The 23,654-nt window shown below is 70.7% G+C and carries 18 protein-coding genes; 12 read left to right on the plus strand and 6 right to left on the minus strand.

Annotated elements, in window-relative coordinates; genetic code table 11:
• Positions 1-198 precede the first annotated feature (198 nt).
• Positions 199-825, plus strand: coding sequence for a sigma-70 family RNA polymerase sigma factor (locus IL992_RS31805; protein WP_030508385.1), 627 nt, complete (start codon positions 199-201; stop codon positions 823-825).
• Positions 822-1,037: a hypothetical protein gene (locus IL992_RS31810; RefSeq protein WP_193207020.1), complete on the plus strand. Its 216-nt coding sequence runs from the start codon at positions 822-824 to the stop codon at positions 1,035-1,037. Before IL992_RS31805 ends, IL992_RS31810 begins: the two co-directional genes overlap by 4 nt.
• On the opposite strand, the gene IL992_RS31815 is transcribed toward IL992_RS31810, so the two are convergent.
• Together IL992_RS31815 and IL992_RS31820 are read right to left on the minus strand one after the other, a co-directional pair.
• On the minus strand, positions 998-1,375 hold the full coding sequence (locus tag IL992_RS31815; RefSeq protein ID WP_030508386.1) for a DUF5319 domain-containing protein: 378 nt from the start codon (positions 1,373-1,375) through the stop codon (positions 998-1,000). The genes IL992_RS31810 and IL992_RS31815 overlap by 40 nt on opposite strands.
• 84 nt (positions 1,376-1,459) lie before the next feature.
• On the minus strand, positions 1,460-2,464 hold the full coding sequence (locus IL992_RS31820; RefSeq protein WP_193207021.1) for a helix-turn-helix transcriptional regulator: 1,005 nt from the start codon (positions 2,462-2,464) through the stop codon (positions 1,460-1,462).
• 572 nt (positions 2,465-3,036) lie between these two features.
• On the opposite strand from IL992_RS31820, the gene guaB reads away from it, so the two are divergent.
• Complete coding sequence (gene guaB / locus IL992_RS31825; RefSeq protein WP_193207022.1) at positions 3,037-4,518, plus strand: IMP dehydrogenase; 1,482 nt, start codon at positions 3,037-3,039, stop codon at positions 4,516-4,518.
• A 33-nt stretch (positions 4,519-4,551) separates the two neighbouring features.
• Positions 4,552-5,670: a GuaB3 family IMP dehydrogenase-related protein gene (locus IL992_RS31830; RefSeq protein WP_193207023.1), complete on the plus strand. Its 1,119-nt coding sequence runs from the start codon at positions 4,552-4,554 to the stop codon at positions 5,668-5,670.
• Between the two features lie 57 nt (positions 5,671-5,727).
• Here IL992_RS31830 and nagA read toward each other — a convergent pair whose 3' ends face one another.
• Positions 5,728-6,873, minus strand: coding sequence for an N-acetylglucosamine-6-phosphate deacetylase (gene nagA / locus IL992_RS31835; protein ID WP_193207024.1), 1,146 nt, complete (start codon positions 6,871-6,873; stop codon positions 5,728-5,730).
• A 191-nt stretch (positions 6,874-7,064) separates the two neighbouring features.
• Here nagA and IL992_RS31840 point away from each other — a divergent pair, with 191 nt between their 5' ends.
• Positions 7,065-8,825 (plus strand): glycerol-3-phosphate dehydrogenase/oxidase, encoded by a 1,761-nt coding sequence (locus IL992_RS31840; RefSeq protein ID WP_193207025.1) that lies wholly within the window; start codon positions 7,065-7,067, stop codon positions 8,823-8,825.
• Between the two features lie 3 nt (positions 8,826-8,828).
• On the opposite strand, the gene IL992_RS31845 is transcribed toward IL992_RS31840, so the two are convergent.
• Together IL992_RS31845 and IL992_RS31850 are read right to left on the minus strand one after the other, a co-directional pair.
• Complete coding sequence (locus IL992_RS31845; RefSeq protein WP_193207026.1) at positions 8,829-10,772, minus strand: beta-propeller domain-containing protein; 1,944 nt, start codon at positions 10,770-10,772, stop codon at positions 8,829-8,831.
• A 45-nt stretch (positions 10,773-10,817) separates the two neighbouring features.
• Positions 10,818-12,953 carry a serine/threonine protein kinase gene (locus IL992_RS31850; protein ID WP_193207027.1) on the minus strand — a complete coding sequence of 712 codons (2,136 nt, stop codon included), beginning with the start codon at positions 12,951-12,953 and terminating at the stop codon, positions 10,818-10,820.
• 120 nt (positions 12,954-13,073) lie between these two features.
• On the opposite strand from IL992_RS31850, the gene IL992_RS31855 reads away from it, so the two are divergent.
• Positions 13,074-14,630 carry a succinic semialdehyde dehydrogenase gene (locus tag IL992_RS31855; RefSeq protein ID WP_193207028.1) on the plus strand — a complete coding sequence of 519 codons (1,557 nt, stop codon included), beginning with the start codon at positions 13,074-13,076 and terminating at the stop codon, positions 14,628-14,630.
• Positions 14,631-14,643: 13 nt separating this feature from the next.
• Positions 14,644-16,353, plus strand: a complete 1,710-nt coding sequence (locus IL992_RS31860) for a GMC oxidoreductase (RefSeq protein WP_193207029.1) — start codon at positions 14,644-14,646, stop codon at positions 16,351-16,353.
• Here IL992_RS31860 and IL992_RS31865 read toward each other — a convergent pair.
• The gene (locus IL992_RS31865) at positions 16,350-17,534 is read right to left on the minus strand and encodes an ROK family transcriptional regulator (protein WP_193207030.1); all 1,185 of its coding nucleotides are present in this window, start codon (positions 17,532-17,534) and stop codon (positions 16,350-16,352) included. The two genes, IL992_RS31860 and IL992_RS31865, sit on opposite strands and share 4 nt — an antisense overlap.
• Before the next feature lie 171 nt (positions 17,535-17,705).
• Here IL992_RS31865 and IL992_RS31870 point away from each other — a divergent pair, with 171 nt between their 5' ends.
• The 5 genes from IL992_RS31870 to IL992_RS31890 are packed head-to-tail and all read left to right on the plus strand — an operon-like array spanning position 17,706 to position 23,644.
• Positions 17,706-19,019, plus strand: a complete 1,314-nt coding sequence (locus tag IL992_RS31870; protein ID WP_193207031.1) for a glycoside hydrolase family 36 protein — start codon at positions 17,706-17,708, stop codon at positions 19,017-19,019.
• Positions 19,016-19,924, plus strand: coding sequence for a carbohydrate ABC transporter permease (locus IL992_RS31875; protein WP_319018959.1), 909 nt, complete (start codon positions 19,016-19,018; stop codon positions 19,922-19,924). The genes IL992_RS31870 and IL992_RS31875 overlap by 4 nt, the downstream gene beginning before the upstream one ends.
• 8 nt (positions 19,925-19,932) lie before the next feature.
• Complete coding sequence (locus IL992_RS31880) at positions 19,933-20,742, plus strand: carbohydrate ABC transporter permease (RefSeq protein WP_193207032.1); 810 nt, start codon at positions 19,933-19,935, stop codon at positions 20,740-20,742.
• Between the two features lie 15 nt (positions 20,743-20,757).
• A complete protein-coding gene (locus IL992_RS31885) occupies positions 20,758-22,092 on the plus strand; it encodes an ABC transporter substrate-binding protein (protein ID WP_193207033.1) in 1,335 nt (444 codons plus the stop codon).
• 7 nt (positions 22,093-22,099) lie between these two features.
• Complete coding sequence (locus tag IL992_RS31890) at positions 22,100-23,644, plus strand: alkaline phosphatase D family protein (protein ID WP_193207034.1); 1,545 nt, start codon at positions 22,100-22,102, stop codon at positions 23,642-23,644.
• The last annotated feature ends 10 nt before the right edge of the window (positions 23,645-23,654 follow it).

Consider the following 23,654-nt stretch of genomic DNA (forward strand, 5'->3'; position numbering starts at 1 on the left):
GGCCGCGGGCAATGCGAACGACCGGCATGCTTCCTTTTCCTTGTCAAGCCCGTTAGGCGTATATCCCTCGTTTTGGGCATTCCTGTTGGAATGTTCCAACGGACGAGTGATCAGGCGATTACCGAAGGTTATCGCCGCGTCAATGTGACCAATCCGTAGCCGTTAACCATGACGACATGAACGATCGCGACGGGCATCATGCCTAACGTGACCGAGGGATGCGTCGCCGACGCCGCAACTGGGGTAAGGCTTGCGACGAGATCGGATGAACCCGACCTCAGGGAACTGACCAGCCTTGCCGTACAGGGAGACCGCACCGCCATCGAATCACTGCTGGGACACCTGCGCCCGATGGTGGTCCGCTACTGCAGGGCTCGACTGGGCAGGGTGTCCGGTCAGTACCACATCGCCGACGACGTGGCCCAGGAGGTGTGCATCGCGGTGCTGTCGGCGCTGCCGCGCTACCGCGACATGGGCCGCCCGTTCGCCTCGTTCGTCTTCGGCATCGCCTCCCACAAGGTGGCCGACGCGCTGCGCAGTTCGGTCCGCTCGGCCGTGCCGACGCAGGACCTGCCGGACGGGCCCGACGAGGGCCCAGGGCCGGAGGAGACGGTGGTGCGCTACATCGAGGCGCAGCACGCCCGCGACCTGCTCGCCCGGCTCCCGGACACGCAGCGCGAGCTCCTCATTCTGCGGGTGGTCTCGGGCCTGTCCGCCGAGGAGACGGGTAATGTACTCGGCATGTCACCAGGTGCCGTCCGGGTCGCGCAGCATCGTGCGCTCGCCAGGCTCCGGCAGCTGGCCGAGCTGGAGTCGATTGCGTGACCACGAAACGTCGTCGTACGGCTCGCCACCTCGGGTCGTACGGCGATGCCGACGTGGAGGGCGACGTAATGCGGACGGACGCCGTCCTCGACGCGCTCGCCCGCCGCGAGCCGGTCGGCGGCGCGGACGCCGCCGTCCGGTTGCTCGGCGCGCTCGTGGCCGACGTGGACAGTCAGCGGCTCTCCTCCGTGTCGATCACGCCGTCCACGTAGCCCCGGGCGTACTCCCAGCTGACGTAGTCGGCCGGATCGGGCTGGTAGGCCGGCTCGTGGACCTGCGGCCGGCCGTTGTCGATCATCTGGCGCAGGTTGCCGCGCAGCAGGTCCCAGTCGAAGTAGTGCTGTTCGCCGCACTCCGGGCAGTCGAGGACGAGGCCGAGCACGCCCTGGGGTTCGAGCAGGGAACGGAAGACCTCCACGTCGGCGAGATCGGTCAGCGCCTCGTCGCGTTCCGCGAGCGTCAGCGGCTCCACATCGTCGGGCGCTCCAAGCTCCGCCGCGGGGTCGTTGGGGTCATCCGCGAACGGGTCGCGGGGGACGTCTTCCAGCACGCATCCCACCTTATGACCACGGCCCCCTCCACGAGGATAAGTGCGCCTCATCTGCTCGTCGGGCCGTGCCCCGGGACACGGGTGTCACAGCCAGCCGCGGCGGGCGGCCTCCACGCCGGCGTGGAAGCGGGACTGGGCCCCCAGCTCCGACATCGCCTCGGCGAACCTGGCCCGCACCGTGCGTACGGAGACCCCGAGGTGGCGGGCGATGGCGTCGTCGGACAGGCCGTGCGCGGCCAGCCGCAGCACCTGCAGCGCGTTGGTGTGCGGGGAGATCGGCGCGGCCCGGGCCCACAGCTCCTCGAACAGCGCCCGCAGCGCCCCCACCGCCACCGGGGCGTGGACCAGGTAGCAGTTGTAGGAGTGCTCGGGCAGCGGGACGCCCCACTCCGCGGGCAGCCCGGCGGTGCCCTCGCCGAGCGCGAAGAACCAGCTCGGCACCGCGTCGAGGGCGCGCAGCCCCGCGCCCGCCGCCGAGAACCGCGCGCACACCTCTCGCATGGCGGGCGCGGACACGGCGTCGAGCGCGACCACCATGCGCGGGCGCAGGATGCCGTCCGTGGCGGCCTGGATCCACTGGCCGCCGTACCCGTCCGCCAACCTGATCATGGTCCTGCGGTCCGGCACGGCCATGACCAGCTCGGCGGGGGGCGCCTGCAGCGCGAGGCCGATCACGCTCTCGCAGAGCTCGTCCGCGCCGCTCACGGGCTCGACCGAGAATCGTCCGCTGCGCCAGTCGCGGCCCGCGTCGTAGTGATGGGTCAGGCGGCCGGCCGCCGCGAGCACCTCGTCGATCTGGCGGGTCTCCCTGGCCATGCGGTCCAGCCTCTCGGCCACCAGCCGCCCGATCGCCGCGGCCGGATGGCGGGCGAGGAACTCCTCCCGCCGCCGGTTCACCGCGCCGAGCCGTACGAGCCCGTCCAGGGCGTCGAGCACGTCCTCGGCGGGCCGGTCGACCGCCTCGGCCAGTTCGCTCAGCGTGGCGCGGTGCAGCCGCAGCATGGCCGTGTAGAGGGCCGCCTGGTCGGGGGAGAGGCCGAGGCTTTCGAACGGGTCGGCCCGGGAGGCGGCGTTGCGCGTCGTACTCATGCTCGCTCCGTCGGTGGTCACACTGGTCGCGCCGGACGCATTGGGCGCACCGGTCCCACTGCTCACTGTCCACTGGCTCACCGGTCCCTGGGAGAAAACGTTTCCCGGCATCCGGTGCGCCGACTTCCGTCCCATCCCCGCCTCGCTTCGGGTCGCGAGAATAGCTCGGATTTTGCGCGCTGTCCGTCCCGTTCACACATTTGGCAGGGCTGACCGTGGCGGCTTTTGTATGGATGTGAGGGTTCGCATTTGTTTTCGGGCGGAGTTGTGAGAGACGGGAAATGCATCTTTGTGCAGTTGCACGTTACGCCATTGCGCGTGGACGCTCCGTGACGCATTCTTGACCCAGCGTTAGCCGGGAACGCCCCGTCTGCCGGGCGCGGAGGGGGGCTCGACGGGCGTGGCGGGCGCGACGCGGGGAAGTGGGGGGACCGGAAGCCGGTCCCCCCACTTTTTGTGCCCTCCCTCTTGACAGGTCTGCGGGATGCGGTTTGGGGCGGCCACTAGACTGACCTCGGGTCTGGCGAGGGACCTACGCGCGAGGGACCCACAGCGCAGGAGGGGTGCAGCAGATGGCCAAGTTCACCGAACCGGGACTCACGTTCGACGACGTGCTCCTCGTTCCCGCCTATTCGGACCTGCAGCCGGGGGACGCCGATACGACGACCCGGTTGTCCCGCACCATCACGCTGCGCATCCCGCTGGTGTCCGCCGCGATGGACACGGTCACCGAGGCGCGCATGGCGGTGGCCATGGCACGGCAGGGCGGCATCGGCATCCTGCACCGCAACCTCTCGATCGAGGAGCAGGCGCAGCAGGTCGACCTGGTCAAGCGGTCGGAGGCGGGGATGGTGACCAATCCCGTCACCTGCTCTCCCGAGGACACCCTCGCCGACGTCGAGCGGCTGTGCGCGACCTACCGGATCTCCGGGGTCCCGGTCACCGACGCGGACGGCGTGCTCGTGGGCATCGTCACCAACCGCGACATGCGGTTCGAGAGCGACCAGAGCAGGGCCGTACGCGACGTCATGACCCCGATGCCGCTGGTGACGGCGCCGGTGGGCGTCGACCGCGACGAGGCGTTCCGGCTGCTGCGGCAGAACAAGGTCGAGAAGCTTCCGCTCGTGGACGAGACCGGCCGCCTCCAGGGCCTCATCACGGTCAAGGACTTCACCAAGAGCGAGCAGTACCCGATCGCGACCAAGGACGCCGACGGCCGCCTGATGGTCGGCGCGGCGGTGGGCGTCGCGGGCGACGCCGAGGAGCGCGCCATGACGCTGATCGAGGCGGGTGTGGACGTCATCATCGTCGACACCGCCCACGGGCACTCGCGCGGCGTGTGCGACATGATCGCCAAGATCAAGGCCAACGGCCGGGTGGACGTCATCGGTGGCAACGTCGCCACCCGCGCGGGCGCGCAGGCGCTGGTCGACGCGGGCGCCGACGCGGTCAAGGTCGGCGTCGGGCCCGGCTCGATCTGCACCACCCGGGTCGTCGCGGGCGTGGGCGCCCCCCAGCTCACCGCCATCTACGAGGCCGCGCTGGCGTGCGGCCCGGCCGGCATCCCGGTCATCGGCGACGGCGGCCTGCAGTACTCGGGCGACATCGCCAAGGCGCTGGCCGCCGGGGCGGACACGGTCATGCTCGGCTCGCTTCTGGCCGGCTGCGAGGAGTCGCCCGGCGAGCTGATCTTCATCAACGGCAAGCAGTTCAAGTCGTACCGGGGCATGGGGTCGCTGGGCGCGGTGCGCAACCGCGAGCGCGGCGGCGCGTCGTTCAGCAAGGACAGGTACGCGCAGGCCGAGGTGTCGGGGGAGGACAAGTACATCCCCGAGGGCATCGAGGGCCAGGTGCCCTACCGCGGCCCGGTCGCGGCGGTGGCCCACCAGCTCGTCGGCGGCCTGCGGCAGGGCATGTGGTACACCGGCTCCCGGACGATCCAGGAGCTGCACGAGAAGGCGCAGCTCATGCCGATCACCGCGGCCGGGCTCAAGGAGAGCCACCCGCATGACATCCAGATGACGGTCGAGGCTCCGAACTACCACGGGCGCTAGCTCGTAGCGGAAGAAACGGAAAGAACAGGCGATATGACACAGGTGGAGATCGGGCGCGGCAAGAGCGGGCGGCGTGCCTACGCGCTGGACGAGATCGGCATCGTGCCCTCCCGGCGCACCCGCGACCCGGAGGAGGTGTCGATCTCCTGGCAGATCGACGCCTACCGGTTCGACTCTCCGCTCGTGGCGAGCCCGATGGACAGCGTCGTGTCGCCGCAGACGGCCATCGAGATCGGGCGCCTGGGCGGCCTCGGCGTGCTCGACCTCGAAGGGCTGTGGACCCGTTACGAGGACCCGGCGCCGCTCCTGGAGGAGGTCGCCACCCTCGACCGGGCCGCCGCGACCAGGAGGCTGCAGGAGATCTACACCGCGCCGATCAAGGACGAGCTGATCGGCCGGCGCATCGAGGAGATCCGCGCCGCCGGCGTCACGACCGCCGTACGGCTGTCGCCGCAGCGCACCGTGCAGCACCACAAGGCCGTGATCGACGCGGGCGTGGACATCTTCGTGATCCGCGGCACGACGGTCTCCGCCGAGCACGTCTCCGGCCGGGCCGAGCCGCTCAACCTCAAGCAGTTCATCTACGAGCTCGACGTCCCGGTGATCGTGGGCGGCTGCGCGACGTACACGGCGGCGCTGCACCTCATGCGCACCGGCGCGGCCGGCGTGCTGGTCGGCTTCGGCGGCGGCGCCTCGCACACCACCCGCAACGTGCTGGGCGTTGTCGTGCCGATGGCCACCGCGATCTCCGACGTGGCCGCGGCCCGCCGCGACTACATGGACGAGTCGGGCGGCCGCTACGTCCACGTCATCGCCGACGGCGGCATGGGCGGCTCCGGCGACATCGCCAAGGCGATCGCCTGCGGCGCGGACGCCGTCATGGTGGGCTCGCCGCTCGCGCGGGCCAGCGAGGCCCCCGGCCGCGGGTTCCACTGGGGATCCGAGGCCCACCACCCCGAGCTGCCGCGCGGCAAGCGGGTCGAGTTCGGCACGATCGGCACGCTGCGGGAGATCCTGCACGGCCCGTCGTCGCTGGCCGACGGCTCGATGAACCTGCTCGGCGCGCTGCGCCGCACGATGGCCACCGCCGGCTACTCCGACCTCAAGGAGTTCCAGCGCGTCGAGGTGGTCGTCGCCCCGCCGCAGCGCTGAGCCGCTGCCGGCGAAGGCCGGGCCCGCCGGGCCCGGCCTTCGGCTTTCCGGGATCGGTCAGGGGTGGCGGACCCACGCGCCGCGCTTCATCACGCCGCCGACGCCCAGGTCGTCGTCGAGCACCACGAGATCGGCGTACTTGCCGACCGTGATCGAGCCGATCTCGCCGTCCAGTCCGAGGACGCGGGCGGGGGTGAGCGAGGCCATCAGCGCGGCGTCCACCAGGGAGCGCCCGGCCTCCCGCACGGTGCGGCGGAAGGCCACGTCCATCGTGAGCGTGCTGCCGGCGATCGAGCCGCCGCCAGGAGTGTCGGAGGCGAGCCTGGCCACCCCGTCCACGACGTCGACGGTCATCGGGCCGAGCGGGTAGCGCCCGTCGCCCATGCCCGCCGCCGCCATCGCGTCGGTGATCAGCGCCGTACGGCCCGCGCCCGCGGCGTGCATGGCCAGGCGCAGCATCGCCGGGTGGACGTGGACGCCGTCGTTGATCAGTTCGACGGTCACCCGCTCGTCCTGGAGCAGGGCGGCGATCGGCCCCGGCGCGCGGTGGCCGAGCGGCGGCATCGCGTTGTAGAGGTGGGTGGCCACCGTCGCCCCGGCGTCGATCCCCTCGATCGTCTGCTCGTAGGTCGCGTCGCTGTGGCCCAGCGCGGCGACGACGCCCTCGGCGGCGGCGTCCCTGATCACGTCGAGCGCGTTCGGCAGCTCGGGCGCGATCGTCAGCATCCGGACGTGGCCCCGCCCGGCCTTAACCAGCGCCCGGAACTCCGCCACGTCGGGCTCGCGCAGCAGCGTCGGCTCGTGCGCGCCGCAGCGCGACCTGGCGATGTACGGCCCCTCGAAGTGGATGCCGGCGATCAGGCCCTGCTCGCACAGGTCGGCGAGCGTCGTGGCGGCCCGCGCGAGCGTGTCGGGCGCGGCGGTGACGAGGCTCGCCATGAGGGTGGTCGAGCCGCGGCTCAGGTGGAAGGCCGCGACCGCGGCGGCGGTCTCCGGGTCGCCGTCGGGGAAGCTCCCGCCGGCACCGCCGTGGCTGTGGATGTCGACGTAGCCGGGGACGATGGTGCGCCCGCCCAGGCCGAGCCCGTCGCGCGGGGCCTGCCCGCGCCCGATGTGGGTGATCCTGCCGTCCTCGATGGTGAGCCAGCCGTCGTGGACGCCGTCGGGAGTGACGACGCGGGCATCGGAGAGAGTCACGCTCATGCCGCCATCCTTCCGCGTACGGCGCCGGCTCGCCGCCCCGGGGCGGGATGACGGACGGGCGCGGCTCCTCAGGATTGTTCACCGACATTTCCGGAGATCCTTGGGAAAGGCGGCGGAAAAGATGGATTCCCGGGTAGCTACTCGCGGGTAGATTTGCTCGGCACAGGCGAAAGCGGTACAGAAGGAGCCCTATGACGGCGAGGATGGGGACGGCACGGCTCGGTCCGGCAGAACGTACCGCCGCCCTGGCGCGGATGGAGGCGCAGGAACTCGACGTGGTCGTGATCGGCGGCGGCGTGGTCGGCGCCGGCGTCGCGCTCGACGCCGCGACCCGCGGGCTCTCGGTGGGCCTGGTCGAGGCGCGCGACTTCGCCTCAGGCACGTCGTCCCGGTCGTCCAAGCTGATCCACGGCGGGCTGCGCTATCTGGAGCAGCTCAACTTCGACCTCGTCAGGGAAGCCCTGCGGGAGCGGTCGCTGCTGCTCAAGCGGATCGCGCCGCACCTGGTCAGGCCGGTGCCGTTCCTGTTCCCGCTCACGCACGCGGGCTGGGAGCGGCCGTACATCGGGGCGGGGCTCGCGCTCTACGACACGCTGGGGCTGTCCTTCGGCCTCACCCGGGGCGTGCCGGGGCACCGCCACCTGACCCGCCGCCAGGCGCTGCGGGTCGTCCCCTCGCTGCGCAAGTCGGCGTTCACGGGCGCCGTGCAGTACTGGGACGCCCAGGTCGACGACGCCCGCTTCGTGATGACCATGCTGCGCACCGCCGCGACGTACGGCGCGCACGTCGCCTCCCGGGTGCAGGCGGTCGGTTTCCTGCGCGAGGGGGAGCGGGTCACCGGGGTGCGCGTGTGCGACCTGGAGACCGGCGCGGAGCTGGACGTGCGGGCGCGCCAGGTCGTCAACGCGACCGGCGTGTGGACCGACGACATCCAGCAGCTCGTCGGCGGCCGGGGGCAGATCCACGTGCGGGCGTCCAAGGGCATCCACCTCGTCGTGCCGCGCGACCGCATCCACTCGCTCACCGGGCTCATCATGCGCACCGAGAAGTCGGTGCTGTTCGTCATCCCGTGGGGCCGGCACTGGATCATCGGGACCACCGACACCCGCTGGAACCTCGACAAGGCCCACCCCGCGGCCTCGCGGGCGGACATCGACTACCTGCTCGACCGGGTCAACTCGGTGCTCTCGGTGCCGCTGACCAGGGACGACGTCGAGGGCGTGTACGCCGGGCTGCGGCCGCTGCTGGCAGGGGAGTCCGAGGAGACCTCCAAGCTCTCGCGCGAGCACGTCGTCACCCATCCCGTGCCGGGGCTGGTCATGGTGGCCGGCGGGAAGTTCACGACGTACCGGGTCATGGCGGCCGACGCCGTCGACGCGGTCGCGCACGGCCTCGACCAGCGCGTGCCGCCGTCCTGCACCGACCAGGTGCCGCTCGCGGGCGCGGAGGGCTACCAGGCCCTGTGGAACTCCCGCCACCGCATGGCGCGCTCCTCCGGGCTGCACGTGGCCAGGATCGAGCACCTGCTGGAGCGGTACGGCTCGCTGATCGACGAGGTGCTCGCGCTCATCAAGGAGGACCCCTCGCTGGGCCGGCCCCTCGACGGCGCGGACGACTACCTGCGCGCGGAGATCGTGTACGCGGCGACGCACGAGGGCGCCGGGCACCTCAACGACGCGCTGACCCGGCGCACCCGCATCTCGATCGAGACCTTCCACCGGGGGACCGCGGTCGCCCAGGAGGCCGCCGAGCTCATGGCCGGCCCGCTCGGCTGGGACGCCGATCAGGTCAAGCGCGAGGTCGAGTACTACACCAAGCGAGTCGAGGCGGAGCGGGCCTCCCAGGAGCAGGACACCGATCAGGAGGCCGACGCGATCCGCCTCGGCGCGCCGGAGATCGTCCCCGTCGCGCCCCCGCGTGACCTCGCGAAGGCGCGGGGAAACGACAACTGATCGTCAGGCGAAGGGGATCCACGCCCGGTCGGCCAGCGTGGCGGCGTCGCTGACCTTGAGGCCGGTGTCGGACACGGTCCACAGGTCGTCGCCGATGACGAGGGAACGGCGGATGCCCTGGTCGGCGGGGGCGAAGTCGCTCTTCGCGGGCGGCCGCGGGTGGGTCACGACGCCCAGCTTGGTGATCTCGCGGTCGCCGACGCGCAGCGCGAGGGCCGCGCTGCCCGCGATCCCGCCCTCGGCCCAGTTCTGGAGCGGGAGCACGGCCAGCCCGGTGGCGGGCCAGTAGAGGAAGGCGTGCGGGTCCCACTCGGCCTCAGAGCCGGACTCCTTCTGGTGGAACCGCGACAGCACCGCGGGCGCGGCCGGGTCGGAGACGTCGAACAGCGAGATCTGCGTGCCGAGCACCCGGCCCTTCTCGCTCGCCTCCTGGCCGATGCCGATGAGCCGCCCCTCGCCCGCCGGGTGGAGATAGGCGGAGAAGCCGGTGATCTTCAGCTCGCCGGTGACCTTCGGCGCGGCCGGGTCCCGCAGGTCGAGCGTGTACAGGGGGTCGGTCTGGCGGAACGTCACCACGTAGCCGAGGCCGTCCATGAACCGCACCGAGTAGATCCGCTCGCCCTTGCCAAGGCCCGTGACCGAGCCTGTCTGGGCGAGCGTGCCTGCGTCGAGCACGTACACGCCGCTCTCGCTCGTGCCCGGGCTCGCGCCGAACACCTCGGCGCCGCTGGTCGTCGCCACTCGCAGATGACCGTCGTACTCCGACAGGGAGTACTGGTTCAGCAGCCGTCCCGGCACAGATCCCGACGTGACGTAGCGCGGGGCGCCGGGGGCGGAGACATCGAAGCGGTGCACCTCCGTGCGCTCGGGCGGCGCCGCCGGCGTGGGCGTGGCGGCCGACGAATCGGGCACTGGCACCACGTCGATCGGGCGCGCCGCCCACCAGCGGGGATTGCTGGTGACGTAGAGGCTGCCCCCCGTCCCGTACACGGTGTCGCCGTCGGCCGCCACCGCGATCGGCGTGAGCGAGCCGAACGGCGTGGCGGCGGCCAGGTCGATCGTGTGGATGGTCAGCATCGAGGTGCCGGTGAACTGGTCGGGGTGGCTGACCTGGTCGCAGCCGACCCGCTCGGTGTGGCTCGCGCCGCCCGACTCGACGTCGTACGACGGCAGCCACGCGTCGGCGGGGGCGGACAGCACGGCCTTGCGGTTGCCTTCGAGCAGTTCCTTCTCCGATTCGTCCTGCTCCGGCGTCGGGAAGGCGATCTCCGGCTGGGACCGGACGACGAGTCGCACCGTGGAGCCGACCTGGCGGGCGTCGATGTGCTGCCCGCGCACGGTCATCGCGCCGAGGACGCGCGGCTCGCCGGACAGGTCCACGAGCACGTACCTGGGGCCGCCGGAGCCGGCCCGGGTCTTGGCCATCGCCCCGAACGGGATGATCCCGCCGCCCTGGAACAGTACGAGCGCGCGGTCGCCGTGCACCAGCAGGTCGGCCTGGGCCCACGACTGGTCCTCGGCGACGAGTCGCAGCGTCCCGGTGACCTTGCGGGTCTTCGCGTCCACGACGCGCAGCACGCCCCCGGTGACCGTGATCACCCGGTCGCCGTCGGTCTTGACCAGGTCGGGCTCGTCCACGCCCGCCTCGTGCGTGTTCGTGGTCGAGTACGACTGCTGCTCGGGCGTCGCCCGCTTGGCCACGGTGGCGTCGGCGGCCGCGTAGAGCATGGCGTCCCCGAAGCCCCAGGGGGTCACGTTCCGCGCGGCCGCCTGCCGCAGCCCCTCCGTCATCTCGTCGCAGTCGCTGTAGGCGACGAGCCGCACCTTGCCGGTCAGGTCCGTGGGAGGGGGCGGGAAGTCCTGTGCCGTACGGCCACCCGCGCAGCCCGTGGCTCCCGTGGCCAGCAGCGCGGCGAGAATGCCCGCCGTACGAATCGATGTCCTCATGCCCCCAAGACGGACCGCCGCCGGGGGCGGTTCACCGCGTGCGGCTCACGAGGGCCTGAACCTCAGGTTGACGATCAGATCGTCCACCGCCTCGTCACTGGCCTGCATGAGCGCGCGTACCATGCCGCCCGTCATGTCGAGGATCACCATCACGTTCTTGTCGCCGTCGCCTTTCTCCCAGCAGACGACGTGCCGCTCGTCATACCAGCCCATGAACCGAGAGCATCCGGACGCGATCCGCAGTTTCTCCCGCCCCGTCGCCTGATCCCAGACGCACAGATCCGCGTCGCCCTGGGGGCAGTCGCTGGCGAACGAGGTTCCGGACGGGGAGAACAGGAACTGGGCGATGTCGTTGAACATGGTCGGGCCGGTGATGTCGCGGACCGCCTTCCCACTCAGATCGAAAAAGCGCAGGCCCTTGGTCCGGCCACTGCGGAAGAACGCGACCACTCCCTCTTCGTCCGCGTCCCACCCGAACACCGATTCCTTGATGGCCGGGTCGTCGACCTCCACGATCTTCGCGGTCCGCCGGGCGGCGTCGACCACGATGAAGCCGGTGGTGATCTGGTCCTCGCCGGAAGGCTTCCTGATGCTCAGCAGGACCTTGCCGCCGTCCCGGGACCACTGGAAGAAGTCCGCCACCTTGGGCTGGCGCACTGTCTTCACCTTGTGCATCACTCCGGTTCTCAGCTGGATGAGATCAACGGACGATGTGCCCTTATAAAAGTAGACGGGTATGCCCAGCCCGTACGTGCCGTCCGGCGAGACGGTGTAGTCGAGATAGCCGTCCTTCTTCTTGAACGGTGCGGACATCGAATCCCTGACGTACGTGTACTCCGCCGCGTCCGTGGTGAAAGACGCGACCGACACCGGGTCGTCGGGATGCTCATAGAGAGTGGCCGCCACGCCGGGCAGTTTCGTCTTGGTCAGGCCTGTCCTGGGGACGGTGACGGACGGAGTCGAGGCCGCGGCGGGCGTCGAGCCGCCCCCCTGCGGTGTGTGGGCCGTCGGCGGCGGCGTGAGAGAAGTGACCACCCTGGCCGCTTCGGCGCCCGTGCCGCCCCGGTCGCCGGAGCGGAGCAGAAGGCCGGCGGTGATCGCGGCGATCACGGCGACCGCGGCGGCGACCTTGATCCGGTGGCGACCCGCTCGGCCGCCCGGCTCGACGGCCGATTCAATCTCCGTCTCCCGGCCTCCGCCGGCCTCGACCGGACGCGCGCCGGCGCGGGCATCGGGCCGCCGGCCCGGAGCGGACCGTGACCACACGGGGGTCTCGGATGGAGGGGGCGGCGGCCCTCCGGTGTCCGGCTCGGCCGCGCCGGTGACGGTCTCCGGCTGCAGGCCCCCGCCACCGGGGGCGACGGCGTCGGGGGTGTATTGCTCCAACAGGGCCTCGATGACCTGCTGGGCGCTCGGCCGCCGTGCCGGGTCTTTCCGAAGGCAGGAGGTGACCAGATCCCGCAACGTGCCGTCGATGCCGCGGATCTCTGGCTCGGCGTTGAGGATCCGGTTGATCACGGCGGGCAGGGATGCACTGCCGAACGGGGAGTTTCCGGACGCCGCGAACACGATCGTGCTTGCCCAGGCGAACATGTCTGTGGCAGGGCCGATGTCCTTGTTCAGGAACTGCTCCGGCGCCATGTACGCGGGAGTGCCGATGGGCACCGAGGTCAGCGACGAGGTGGCGTCCAGCGCGCGGGAGATGCCGAAATCGATGACCCGCACCCCGTCGGGCCCCATGAGCACGTTCGGCGGCTTGAGGTCGCGATGCACGATTCCGGCTTTGTGAACGGCTGCCAGGGCGGTGGCGACACCGATGGCGAGACGGTAGAGGGCGTTCCCCCTGACGGGACCTGAGGAGGCGACGCTCTGCTGGAGCGAGGGGCCGTCGATGTATTCGCTGACGATGTACGGCCGGTCGGACTCCATGCCGGTGTCGAGGATCTGTGCCGTGCAGAAGGCCGCCACACGTTTGGCCGCCGCGACCTCCCGCAGGAAGCGCTCGGTGGTGACGGTGTCACCGGTCAGATCGGCACGGATCCATTTGACGGCGACGGGTTCGCCGGTCGGCCCGGTGGCGTGGTAGACGATGCCCTGTCCGCCCGTACCGAGACGGCCGGTGAGCATGTACTGGCCGATGCGCTGGGGGTCGCCTGGTCGCAGAGGTGAGATGTCCGGCACGTACTCGATTTTGCTAAACCGACGCGGCGGCGAGGTTGTTTCCGGCGAGGACGCCGTTCGCCCGGCGCCTCCAATTACTTACCGGTAGCCATGAGCGGGGCTCCGGAATATTCTTCCGCCATGGGTGCCACGAATCGGACGCTCGACGCGGCCATGGTCGACCGGATCCTCACGCACGTCTCGTCCGAGGGCAAGACGAGGGAGATCGTCGCGCCGTTCACCGGCGAGGTCCTGGCCGAGGTCCCGATCTCGACCGCCGAGGATGTCCGCGCGGCGTACGCCAGGGCGAGGGAGGCGCAGGAGGCCTGGGCGGCGCTGCCGGTCCGGGAGCGGATCAGGCCCTTCCTGCGGCTCCACGACGCGATGCTCGACCGCCGCCAGGAGTTGCTCGACATCGTGCAGTGGGAGACCGGCAAGGCGCGGCGCCACGCGTACGAGGAAGTGGCGGACGTGGCGGGCTGCACGCTGTACTACGTGCGGCGGGCGCCCGGGCTGCTGGAACCGCAGCGCAGGCAGGGCATCTTCCCGATCGCCACCCGGGCCGCCGAGCTGCGCCACCCCAAGGGCGTGGTCGCGGTGATCAGCCCGTGGAACTACCCACTGGCCCTCGGCGTGACCGACGTGGTCCCCGCCCTGATCGCGGGCAACGCGGTCGTGCACAAGCCGGACACCCAGACCCCGCTGTCCACGCTGTGGACGATCGACCTGCTGGCCGAGCTGGGCATGCCGCGCGACATCTGGCAGGTCGTGCTCGGCGATCCGGAGGACGTCGGCGATCCGCTGATCGACGGCGCCGACTACGTCGCGTTCACCGGTTCGACGCGCGGCGGGCGGAAGATCGCCGAGGAGGCGGCCAAGCGGCTCATCGGCTGCTCGCTGGAGCTCGGCGGCAAGAACCCGATGATCGTGCTCGACGACGCCGACCTCGACGTGGCCGCCCAGGGCGCGATCCGGGCCTGCTTCACCAACGCGGGCCAGCTGTGCATCTCGATCGAGCGCCTCTACGTGCACGAGACGATCGACGACGCCTTCCGCGACAAGTTCGTCCGGGCCGTGGAGAACATGAGGATCGGCCCCGGTCTCGACTGGGACGTACAGATGGGCTCGCTCACCTCCCGCAGGCAGCTCGACGGGGTCGCGGCGCACGTCGAGGACGCCGTCGCCAAGGGCGCCACGGTGCTGACGGGCGGCAGGCCGCGCCCCGACCTCGGCCCGTTCTTCTACGAGCCGACCGTCCTCGACGGCGTCGGCGAGGACATGGCCGTCTGCAGGGACGAGACGTTCGGGCCGGTCGTGTCCCTCTACCGCTTCAGGAACGAGGACGAGGCGGTCGACGCGGCCAACGACACCGCGTACGGGCTGAACGCCTCGATCTGGACCAGGGACGTCGCGCGGGGCCGCCGCCTCGCGGCCCGGATCAAGGCCGGCACCGTCAACATCAACGAGGGGTACGGCTCGGCGTACGCCTCCTACGACGCGCCGATGGGCGGGATGAAGTCGTCCGGGCTCGGCCGCCGCCACGGGACCGAGGGCCTGCTGAAGTACACGGAGGTCCAGACAGTGGCCAGCCAGGCCACGTGGCTGGGCTTCGAGCCGATCCTCGGCATGACCTACGACAAGTACGCCGACACGCTCGCGGGACTGCTCAAGACGATGAAGCGGCTGCACCTCAAGTAAGGAAGGCGGGGCGTTGGACTACGACGTCGCGGTGATCGGGTCGGGGTTCGGCGGGAGCGTGACCGCGCTGCGGCTCACCGAGAAGGGCTATTCGGTCGGCGTCCTGGAGGCCGGCCGGCGGTTCGACGAGAAGACCCTGCCCAAGACCTCCTGGCGGGCCGGGGACTTCCTGTTCGCGCCCGCGCTCGGCCTGAAGGGCATCCAGCGCATCCACGTCCTGCGCGGCGCCAACGGCGTGATGGTGCTGGCCGGCGCGGGGGTGGGCGGCGGCTCGCTGGTCTACGCCAACACTCTCTACGAGCCGCTCGACCCGTTCTTCAATGACCCGCAGTGGCGCCACATCACCGACTGGAGGGCCGAGCTCGCGCCCTACTACGACCAGGCCAGGCGCATGCTGGGCGTGGTGGACAACCCCACGGTCACCCCTGCCGACGAGGTGATGAAGAAGGTCGCCGAGCGGATGGGCGTCGGCCACACCTTCCATCTCGCCCCTGTCGGGGTGTTCTTCGGCGAGCCCGGCGTCGAGGTGGACGACCCCTATTTCGGCGGCGCGGGGCCGCGCCGCCGAGGCTGCACCGAGTGCGGCGAGTGCATGACCGGCTGCCGCCACGGCGCCAAGAACATGCTGATCAAGAACTACCTCTACCTGGCCGAGAAGGCCGGGGCGAAGGTCCACCCGGAGACCACGGTGACCGGTGTGCGGCCGATCGAGGGCGGCTACGAGATCACCGTGAGGCGTACAGGACCGTTCGGCCCCACTCGCACGCTGACCGCCGGGCAGGTGGTCTTCGCCGCCGGGACGTACGGCACGCAGCACCTGCTCCACCGGCTCCGGGCGACCACGCTGCCCCGGATCTCGCCTCGGCTCGGCGCGCTGACCAGGACGAACTCCGAGGCCCTGCTCGGCTTCGAACGCCTCACCGCCAAGGGCGCCAAACTCAACCGCGGCGTGGCGATCACCTCCTCGATCCATCCCGACGCCGAGACGCACATCGAGCCGGTCCGGTACGGCGACGGCTCCAACGCCATGGGACTGCTGCGCACGCTGCTCGTGGACGGCGGCGGGCGGGCGCCGCGCTGGCTCAAGTTCCTCGGGGCGGCCCTGCGGCGGCCGCACCTGCTGCCCCGGCTGTTCAACCACCGCAGGTGGTCCGAGCGCACGGTCATCGCCCTCGTCATGCAGGCGAAGGACAACTCGATCACGCTCTCGCTGAAGGGCGGGAAGCTGCGGGCGGGTCCGGGCCACGGCGAGCCGAACCCCACCTGGATCCCCGCCGGGCACGAGGCCGTCCGCCTGGCGGCCGAGGAGATCGGCGGCCTTCCCGGCGGCTCCTGGCTCGACCTGTTCGACATCCCGGCGACCGCGCACTTCCTCGGCGGCTGCGCGATCGGCGATTCGCCCGAGACCGGCGTGATCGACCCCTACCACCGCGTCTACGGCTACGAGGGCCTGCACATCGTGGACGGCTCGGCCGTGTCGGCCAACCTCGGCGTGAACCCCTCCCTGACGATCACGGCCCAGGCCGAGCGCGCGATGGCGCTGTGGCCGAACAAGGGCGAGCCGGACCCGCGCCCCGCCCTCGGCTCCGCGTACGTGCGGCTCGGGCCGGTCGCGCCCGTGCGGCCGGTCGTCCCCGCGTCGGCGCCGGGCGCGCTGCGCCTGCCGATCGTGGGCATCACCCACGGCGCCGCCGCGCCGGACGCGGAAGGGCGCGCCGGTTAGGATCGCGAGACGGCGTCCCTGGTGAGGGGGACGGGCAGCGACGTGCCGGAGTCCGCCGTGAACAACTGCCGGTCGAGGTGATCGACCGCGTGGTCGATGGCGCCGAACACCACGCACTCGTCGCCGAGCGTGGAGGCGCGCAGTTCGGGCATGCGCAGGCAGACCGCCTCCAGGCGGCGGCCCAGCGGCGGGAGCAGCACGTCGGCCGAGCGGGAGAAGCCTCCGCCGAGCACGACGATCTCGGGATCGAGCACCAGGACGATCGCGGCGACCCCGACGGCGAGATCGTCGACGTAACGCTCGACGGCGGCCAGCGCCGCCGGGTCGCCGTCTCTGGCGGCGGCCAGCGTGTGGCTGGCGGCGTCCTCCACAGGGGTGCCCTCCGGGACCACCGGGCAGTTGTTGAGATGGTCGGGCGCGTCGAACCAGCGGGCCTGCGGAAGCATGACGATCTCTCCCGCCGCCGCCCCGAACCCACGGTGAAGCTTCCCATCGATGATCAGTCCGGTGCCCATGCGCCGCCCCACGTGCAGGAACACCACGTCGCGCGCGCCGCGGGCCACCCCTCGCCTGGCCTCGGCCAGGGCCGCGAGCCGGCTGTCGTTCTCGATGAGCACCTCGCACGGGAACATGGCGCCGAGCAGCCCGGCCAGGTCGAGACCGGTCCACGCCGGGATTCCCGCGGAGTAGGTGACGACGCCCTCCGGTGTGACGATGCCGGTGGTTCCGACGGCCACGGTCCACACCTCCGCCATGGTCAGGCCGGTGAGGGCGAGGCAGCCGCCGACCGCGCGTCCGATCGCCTCCATCCGTTCCCGTACCGGCGTTTGCGGGACGACGGCCTGCCTGGTCTCGGCCAGGACGGTCCCGTCGAGGTTGGACAGGGCGGCGCGGACGTTGTGCGCCCCGATGTCGATCCCGACCAGGTGACCGCGGTCGGCCCGGAAACGGTAGCGGCGGGCCGGCCGCCCCATTCCGCCCGGGGTGGGGGGAACCTCCTCCACCCAGCCGAGGCTGGTCAGCTCGCCGACGACCTCCTTCAAGGAGGGGCGTGACAGGCCGGTCCGCGCGGAGAGCGCCGACAGCGTGGCGGGCGCGCTTCCGCGCAGCGCCCTGATCGTGGAAAGCGCGTTGAGCTGCCGCAGCCGCGACAGGTCACCGCCGAGCGGCGGGTTCCCCATGAACCGTCCCTAACGTAGGAAACCTCCAGAAGTACCGATTATGACAGACGGTGGGAGATCTTGCCGCCCGTCATGTCCTCGTAGTTCGCTGCAAGCGGCTATTGACCGGCCATCACCCCACTGTTACTAATGAAGGACTCCATCACAAGTGAACGAGAGGAATGAAGTCTGATGTCGTTCACTGACATCGGCGAGATCGTGTGCGACCCCGGGAAGGCCCTGGTCTTCGAGCATGGGTGGCAGTCCTGGAGTCCCACCGGCACCTATCGTTTCGGGCAGGCTCCTCCCCGGGCCGCGGACGCCAACATCCAGGTCCTCTGCTACCGCCCGGAGACGCCCGTCCCCGCTGACACCTACCAGGGGGAGGGCCTCCTGGCGGTGGACCCCGGCGAGGGCGCACCGATCTTCCTCTGGTCGGCGCCCGACCCGCTGCGGGTCCCGTCCATCCGCCTGCGCGCCGAGGGCGGCCGCCTCGTCGTCTCCGCCGACGGGCCGGTACGGCACGAGCGGATCGAGGGCGGACTCGACGCCGCGCTCCGCGGCTGGGCCACGGCGATGGCCGCGGGGATCGCCCCGGACCGGTTCCCCGCGGTGCCGCCGATGTGGTGCTCCTGGTACGGCTACTGGGACAAGGTCACCGACGACGACGTCCTGGAGAACCTCCGCCTCGCATCCCGCCACGGAATCGAGGCCGACATGTTCCTGCTGGACGACGGCTACGAGGCCGAGATCGGCGACTGGTTGGAGCTGCGTCCCGGGTTCGGCTCGCTCGACCGGGTCGTGGGCGAGGTCACGCAGGCGGGCAGACGGGCCGGCATCTGGGTGGCGCCCTTCCTGGCCGGGCGCCGCAGCCGCGTCTTCCGGGAGCACCCCGACTGGCTGGTCGGCGGCGCCCACGCCGGGACGATGTGGGACCAGGACCTCGCCGTCCTCGACGTCACGCACCCGGAGGCCGCCGCCCACCTGGTCGACGTCTTCCGCACCCTGCGGGCCAAGGGCGTGACGCATTTCAAGCTCGACTACCTCTACGCCGGCGCCCTGCCCGGCCGGCGGAACGAGGAGATCGATCCGATCGCCGCCTACCGCCGCGGGCTTGAACTGATCCGCGAGGGCGCGGGGGACGACGCCGTCCTGCACGGCTGCGGGGCACCCATGCTGCCCAGCATCGGCCTGGTCGACATCATGCGGGTCAGCCCGGACGTGGCGCTCAGGATGTTGCCGAGGTCGGGCGACATCAGCCAGCCCTCGCAGCTCGGCGCCCGGCTCACCGGCGCGGCCCGCGAGTTCCTCCACGCCCGGTGGTGGGTGAACGACCCCGACTGCCTCATCGCCCGGCCGGAGATGGAGGCGCGCGAGGAGTGGGCGGAGCATGTCCACCGCACGGGCGGCCTGCGCGGGTCGAGCGACCCGATCGCCGCTCTCGACGAGTGGGGCCTGGACACGACCCGGCGGTTGATGGTTCCCACCCGCCCGAACCCGTCGTGACAGCGGACCCGGCCGGTCGCGCCGGCCGCACCGGGCGATCCGGCGCCTGGTACGGCTACCTGTTCGTCACCCCCAGCCTCTTCGGCGTGGCGGCGTTCTTGCTGCTGCCGGTCCTGATCGTGCTCGGGCTGAGCTTCTTCGACTGGAAGCTGCTGTCCGACCCGATGTTCGCCGGGCTGGAGAACTACCGGCGCCTCGCCGAAGACGGCGCCGCCTGGCACTCGGTCTGGGTCACGGTCCTCTACGTCCTGCTGTGCGTCCCGCTGCAGACGGTCCTCGCCATGATCCTCGCCCTCCTGCTGAACCAGCGGGTCAGGGGCATGCGTTACTACCGCGCGCTGTTCGTGGTGCCGTGGATGGCGACGCCGATCGTCATGGGCCTCACCTGGAACTGGATCTTCGATCCGCGCGGCGGCGCGCTCAACGGCGCGCTCTCCCTGATCGGTGTCACCGGTCCCGACTGGCTGTCCGATCCCGCCTGGGCGCTGCCGGCGGTCGCGCTGGTGAACGTCTGGCAGCACACCGGGTACAACATGCTGTTCTTCCTGGCCGGCCTGCAGGGCATCCCGAGCGAACTCCACGACGCCGCGGCCACGGACGGGGCGACGCCCGTGCAGCGGTTCTTCCGGGTGACGCTGCCGCTGCTCAATCCCACCATGTTCTTCGTCACGGTGACGAACCTGATCGGCGCCTTCCAGATCTTCGACACCATCTTCGTGATGACCGACGGCGGTCCCAGCGGCAGCACCGACGTGATCAACTTCCGGATCTACAACACGGCCTTCAAGGACTTCGACTTCGGCTACGCCTCCACGCTTTCCATGCTGCTCTTCGTGATCATCCTCGTGGTGACGCTGGCCCAGGTGCGGTTCTTCGGCAAGCGCACGACCTACGACCTCAGCTGAGAGCCACGATGACCAAGCGGACCCTGCTGTACGCCGCCCTCGCCGTCGGCGCCTTCCTCTCCGTCTTCCCCTACCTGCTGGTCGTCCTGACCGCGTTCAAGACGCGGACCCAGCTCAACTCCACGGCGCCGTGGCTGCCCGCGATGCCGCCCACCACGGCCAACCTGGCCGAGCTGCTCGGCGGCGACTTCCCCCACTACATCGCCAACACGCTGCTGATGACCGCCGCGCTCACCGCGGGCCAGCTCGTGTTCACCACATTCGCCGCCTACGCCTTCGCCCGGCTGCGCTTCCGGGGGCGAGAGGTCCTCTTCTGGCTCTACGTGGCGACCATGATGGTGCCCGGCGCGGTCACCGTCATCCCGCTCTTCCTCATTATGCGGCAGCTGGGCCTGGTCAACACCTGGTGGGGCCTGCTGCTGCCGTACCTCCTCGGAACGCCGTACGGGATCTTCCTGATGCGGCAGTTCTTCCGCGGGCTGCCGGCGAGCCTGGAGGAGGCGGCGCGCATCGACGGCGCCGGGCCGCTGACGATCCTGCTGCGCATCCTGCTGCCGCTGTCCCGCCCCGCGCTCGGCACCCTCGCGATCATCACGGTGATCTCGTCCTGGAACAACTTCCTGTGGCCGCTGATCATCACCAGCGGTGACGACACCAAGGTCATCACGGTGGCCATCGCCGGGCTGAAGGGCGGCATCGGCGTCGACTACAACCTCATGATGGCCGGCGGTCTGATCGCCCTGGTCCCGATGGTGGCGATCTTCGTGTTCTTCCAGAGGTACATCATCCGGTCGGTGGTTCTCACCGGCCTCAAATGAGAAAGGTCAGCGAATATGCAAGCCCCCCGAGTTCGCTGGGCCAAGCCGCTCGCCGGCGTCGCACTGCTCGCCGCGGCCGCCACCGTCACCGCCTGCGGCGGTTCCGGTTCCGGTTCCGGTTCTCCGGGTGACCCGGTCACCCTCACCTACCGGCTCTGGGACGAACAGCAGAAGGCCGGTTACGAGAAGGTGATGGCCGCCTTCGAGAAGGCCAATCCGGACATCGATGTGACCATCGAGGTCCTGCCGTACGACCAGTACTGGACCAAGCTGACCGCCGACGCCGTGGCCGGCACGGCGCCGGACGTCTTCTGGATGCAGACCAGTCAGTTCCCCGAGTTCGTCACCAAGGGAGTGCTCGCGGACCTGACCCCGCTCAAGCTGGACACGTCCAAGTACCACAGCAAGGTGGTCGAGGCCTACACCTACAACGGCAAGCTGTACGGCGTGCCCAAGGACTGGGGCATCGTCGGCCTGCTGTACAACGTGGACCTCTTCAAGAAGGCCGGCGTCGAGATGCCGGAGACGCTGACCTGGGCGCCGGACGGCTCGGGCACGCTGCTGGAGACCGCGCGCAAGCTCACCGCCGACGAGGAGGGCCGCCACCCCGGCGATCCCGGATTCGACAAGGACAAGGTCAAGACGTACGGCTTCGCGTCCTGGAACCACTACCAGACCCAGTGGATGAACTGGGTGAACTCCAACGGCGGCAGACTGCTGGACAAGCCGTTCGGCCGATACACCTTCAACGACGAGGCGTCGGTGCAGGCGCTGCAGTTCGGCGTCGACCTGGTCAACAAGTACGACGTCTCGCCGCCCGCGACCCGGACCAACCCGCCCACCGGCAAGGTCACCGACATGTTCACCCGGGGCGAGGTGGCGATGTTCCCGGCCAACAACGCGCTGCTGCCGTTCGTGGTGCCGGAGGCGAAGTTCAAGGTCGGCGTGGCGCCGATGCCGCAGGGGCCCGCCGGGCGGTCGGTGAACATCAACGGGCTGTCCGAGACCGTCTACGCCAAGAGCAAGCACGAGAAGGAGGCCATGAAGCTGGCGACCTTCCTGGCCTCCGAGCAGGCCCAGAAGGTCATGGCGGACGGCGGATACGTGTTCCCGGCGCTGAACGGCCTGGCCCAGGGCTACCTCGACTACTGGCAGAAGACCGAGGGCATCGACGTCTCGCCGTTCCTCGAGGAGTCGAAGGGCGACACCTTCAGCCTGCCCGTCACGACCGGGTTCACCGGCTTCGAGCCCAAGCTCAACCAGATCTTCAACGAGATGTACCTCGGCAAGATCACTCCGAAGCAGGCGGCAGACCAGGCCGTCGCCGAAGGCAACGCGAGCATCAGGTAGGAGCACGATGATCAACCGGCGTAGCTTCCTCGCCGGGGGTGCCGGCGTGGCCGCCGCCGCGGCGCTGGGCGTCCCGCCCGTGCGCGCGGCCGCCCGCCAGTCCCCCCTGTCCGACGTCTTCCAGCTGGGTGTCGCCTCCGGCGAGCCCGACCCCGGCGGTTTCGTGCTGTGGACCCGCCTCGCGGTCGACCCCGTAGCCCCGGACGGTCTCGGCGGTATGCCGAACCGGCCCGTCCCGGTCCAGTGGCAGGTCGCCGAGGACGACCGCTTCACCAAGGTCGTACGGCACGGCACCGAGATCGCCCGGCCCGAGGCGGCGCACAGTGTCCATGTGGAGGTCGACGGCCTCGACGCGGGCGCCGAGTACTTCTACCGCTTCCGGGCGGGCACGGAGACATCGCCGGCCGGCCGTACCCTGACCGCGCCCGCCCCCGGAACCCGCGGCCGCGCCTTCAATCTGTCCTTCACCTCGTGCGCGGACTACCAGGTCGGCTGGTTCACCCCGTACCGCCGGATGGCCGAGGACGAGCCGGACCTCGTCGCCTTCCTCGGCGACTACATCTACGAGTACGGCGATTACAAGTACCCGGTGCGCGACCAGGCGGGCGGGGAGTGCTTCGACCTGGCGGGCTACCGGCTGCGGCATGCCCAGCACAAGGCCGACCCCGACCTGCAACTGGCGCACGCCGTCGCCCCCTGGACGGTGGTCTTCGACGACCACGACATCGAGAACGCCTGGGCGGGCGACGTCCCCGAGCAGCCGGACCCGCCGTTCCTCCAGCGCCGCGCCGCCGCCTTCCAGGCGTACTACGAGAACATGCCGCTGCGCCGGGCACAGCGGCCCCAGGGCGCCGCGCTGCACCTGTACCGCACGCTGCGCTGGGGCCGGATGGCCAACCTGCACCTGCTCGACACCCGCCAATACCGGGACCTCTACCCCTGCACCGGCAAGTCGGGCACCGTGGGACCCGACTGCGCCGAGCGGTTCGCGCCCAACCGCACCATCCTCGGCGAGGAACAGGAGGCCTGGCTGACCGACCGGCTGCGCACGTCCGAGGCCACCTGGGATCTGATCGGCCAGCAGGTCTTCCTCATGGAGATGGACTGGACGACCGGCGAGGGCAAGGGCTACAGCAACGAGGGCTGGGACGGGTACGTCGCGTCCCGGAATCGGCTGGCCGCCGCGATCGCCGACAACCGGCGCAACGGCGTCGTGCTCACCGGCGACGTGCACTCCCACTGGGCCGGCGAGGTCAAGCGCGACTACCAGGACCCCGAGTCGCCGTCTGTCGCGGTCGAGCTCGTCACGACGTCGGTCACCTCCGCCGGTGACGGCATGGACGAATACCCCGACACCAAGCAGCTGCTGGCCGAGAACCCGCACGTCAAGTTCTTCAACGGACGCCGTGGCTACGTCCGGGCGCGGCTGACGCAGGACGAGATGAAGGTCGACTTCCGCTCGCTCAGCCGGGTCACCGAGCCCTACGCCCCCGCCTACACCTCCGGCTCGTTCGCCATCGAGCCCGGAGACCCGCGCCTCCACTCAGCCTGACGGGACCACC

This window comes from Microbispora sitophila, from assembly GCF_014892245.1.
Lineage (GTDB): Bacteria > Actinomycetota > Actinomycetes > Streptosporangiales > Streptosporangiaceae > Microbispora > Microbispora siamensis.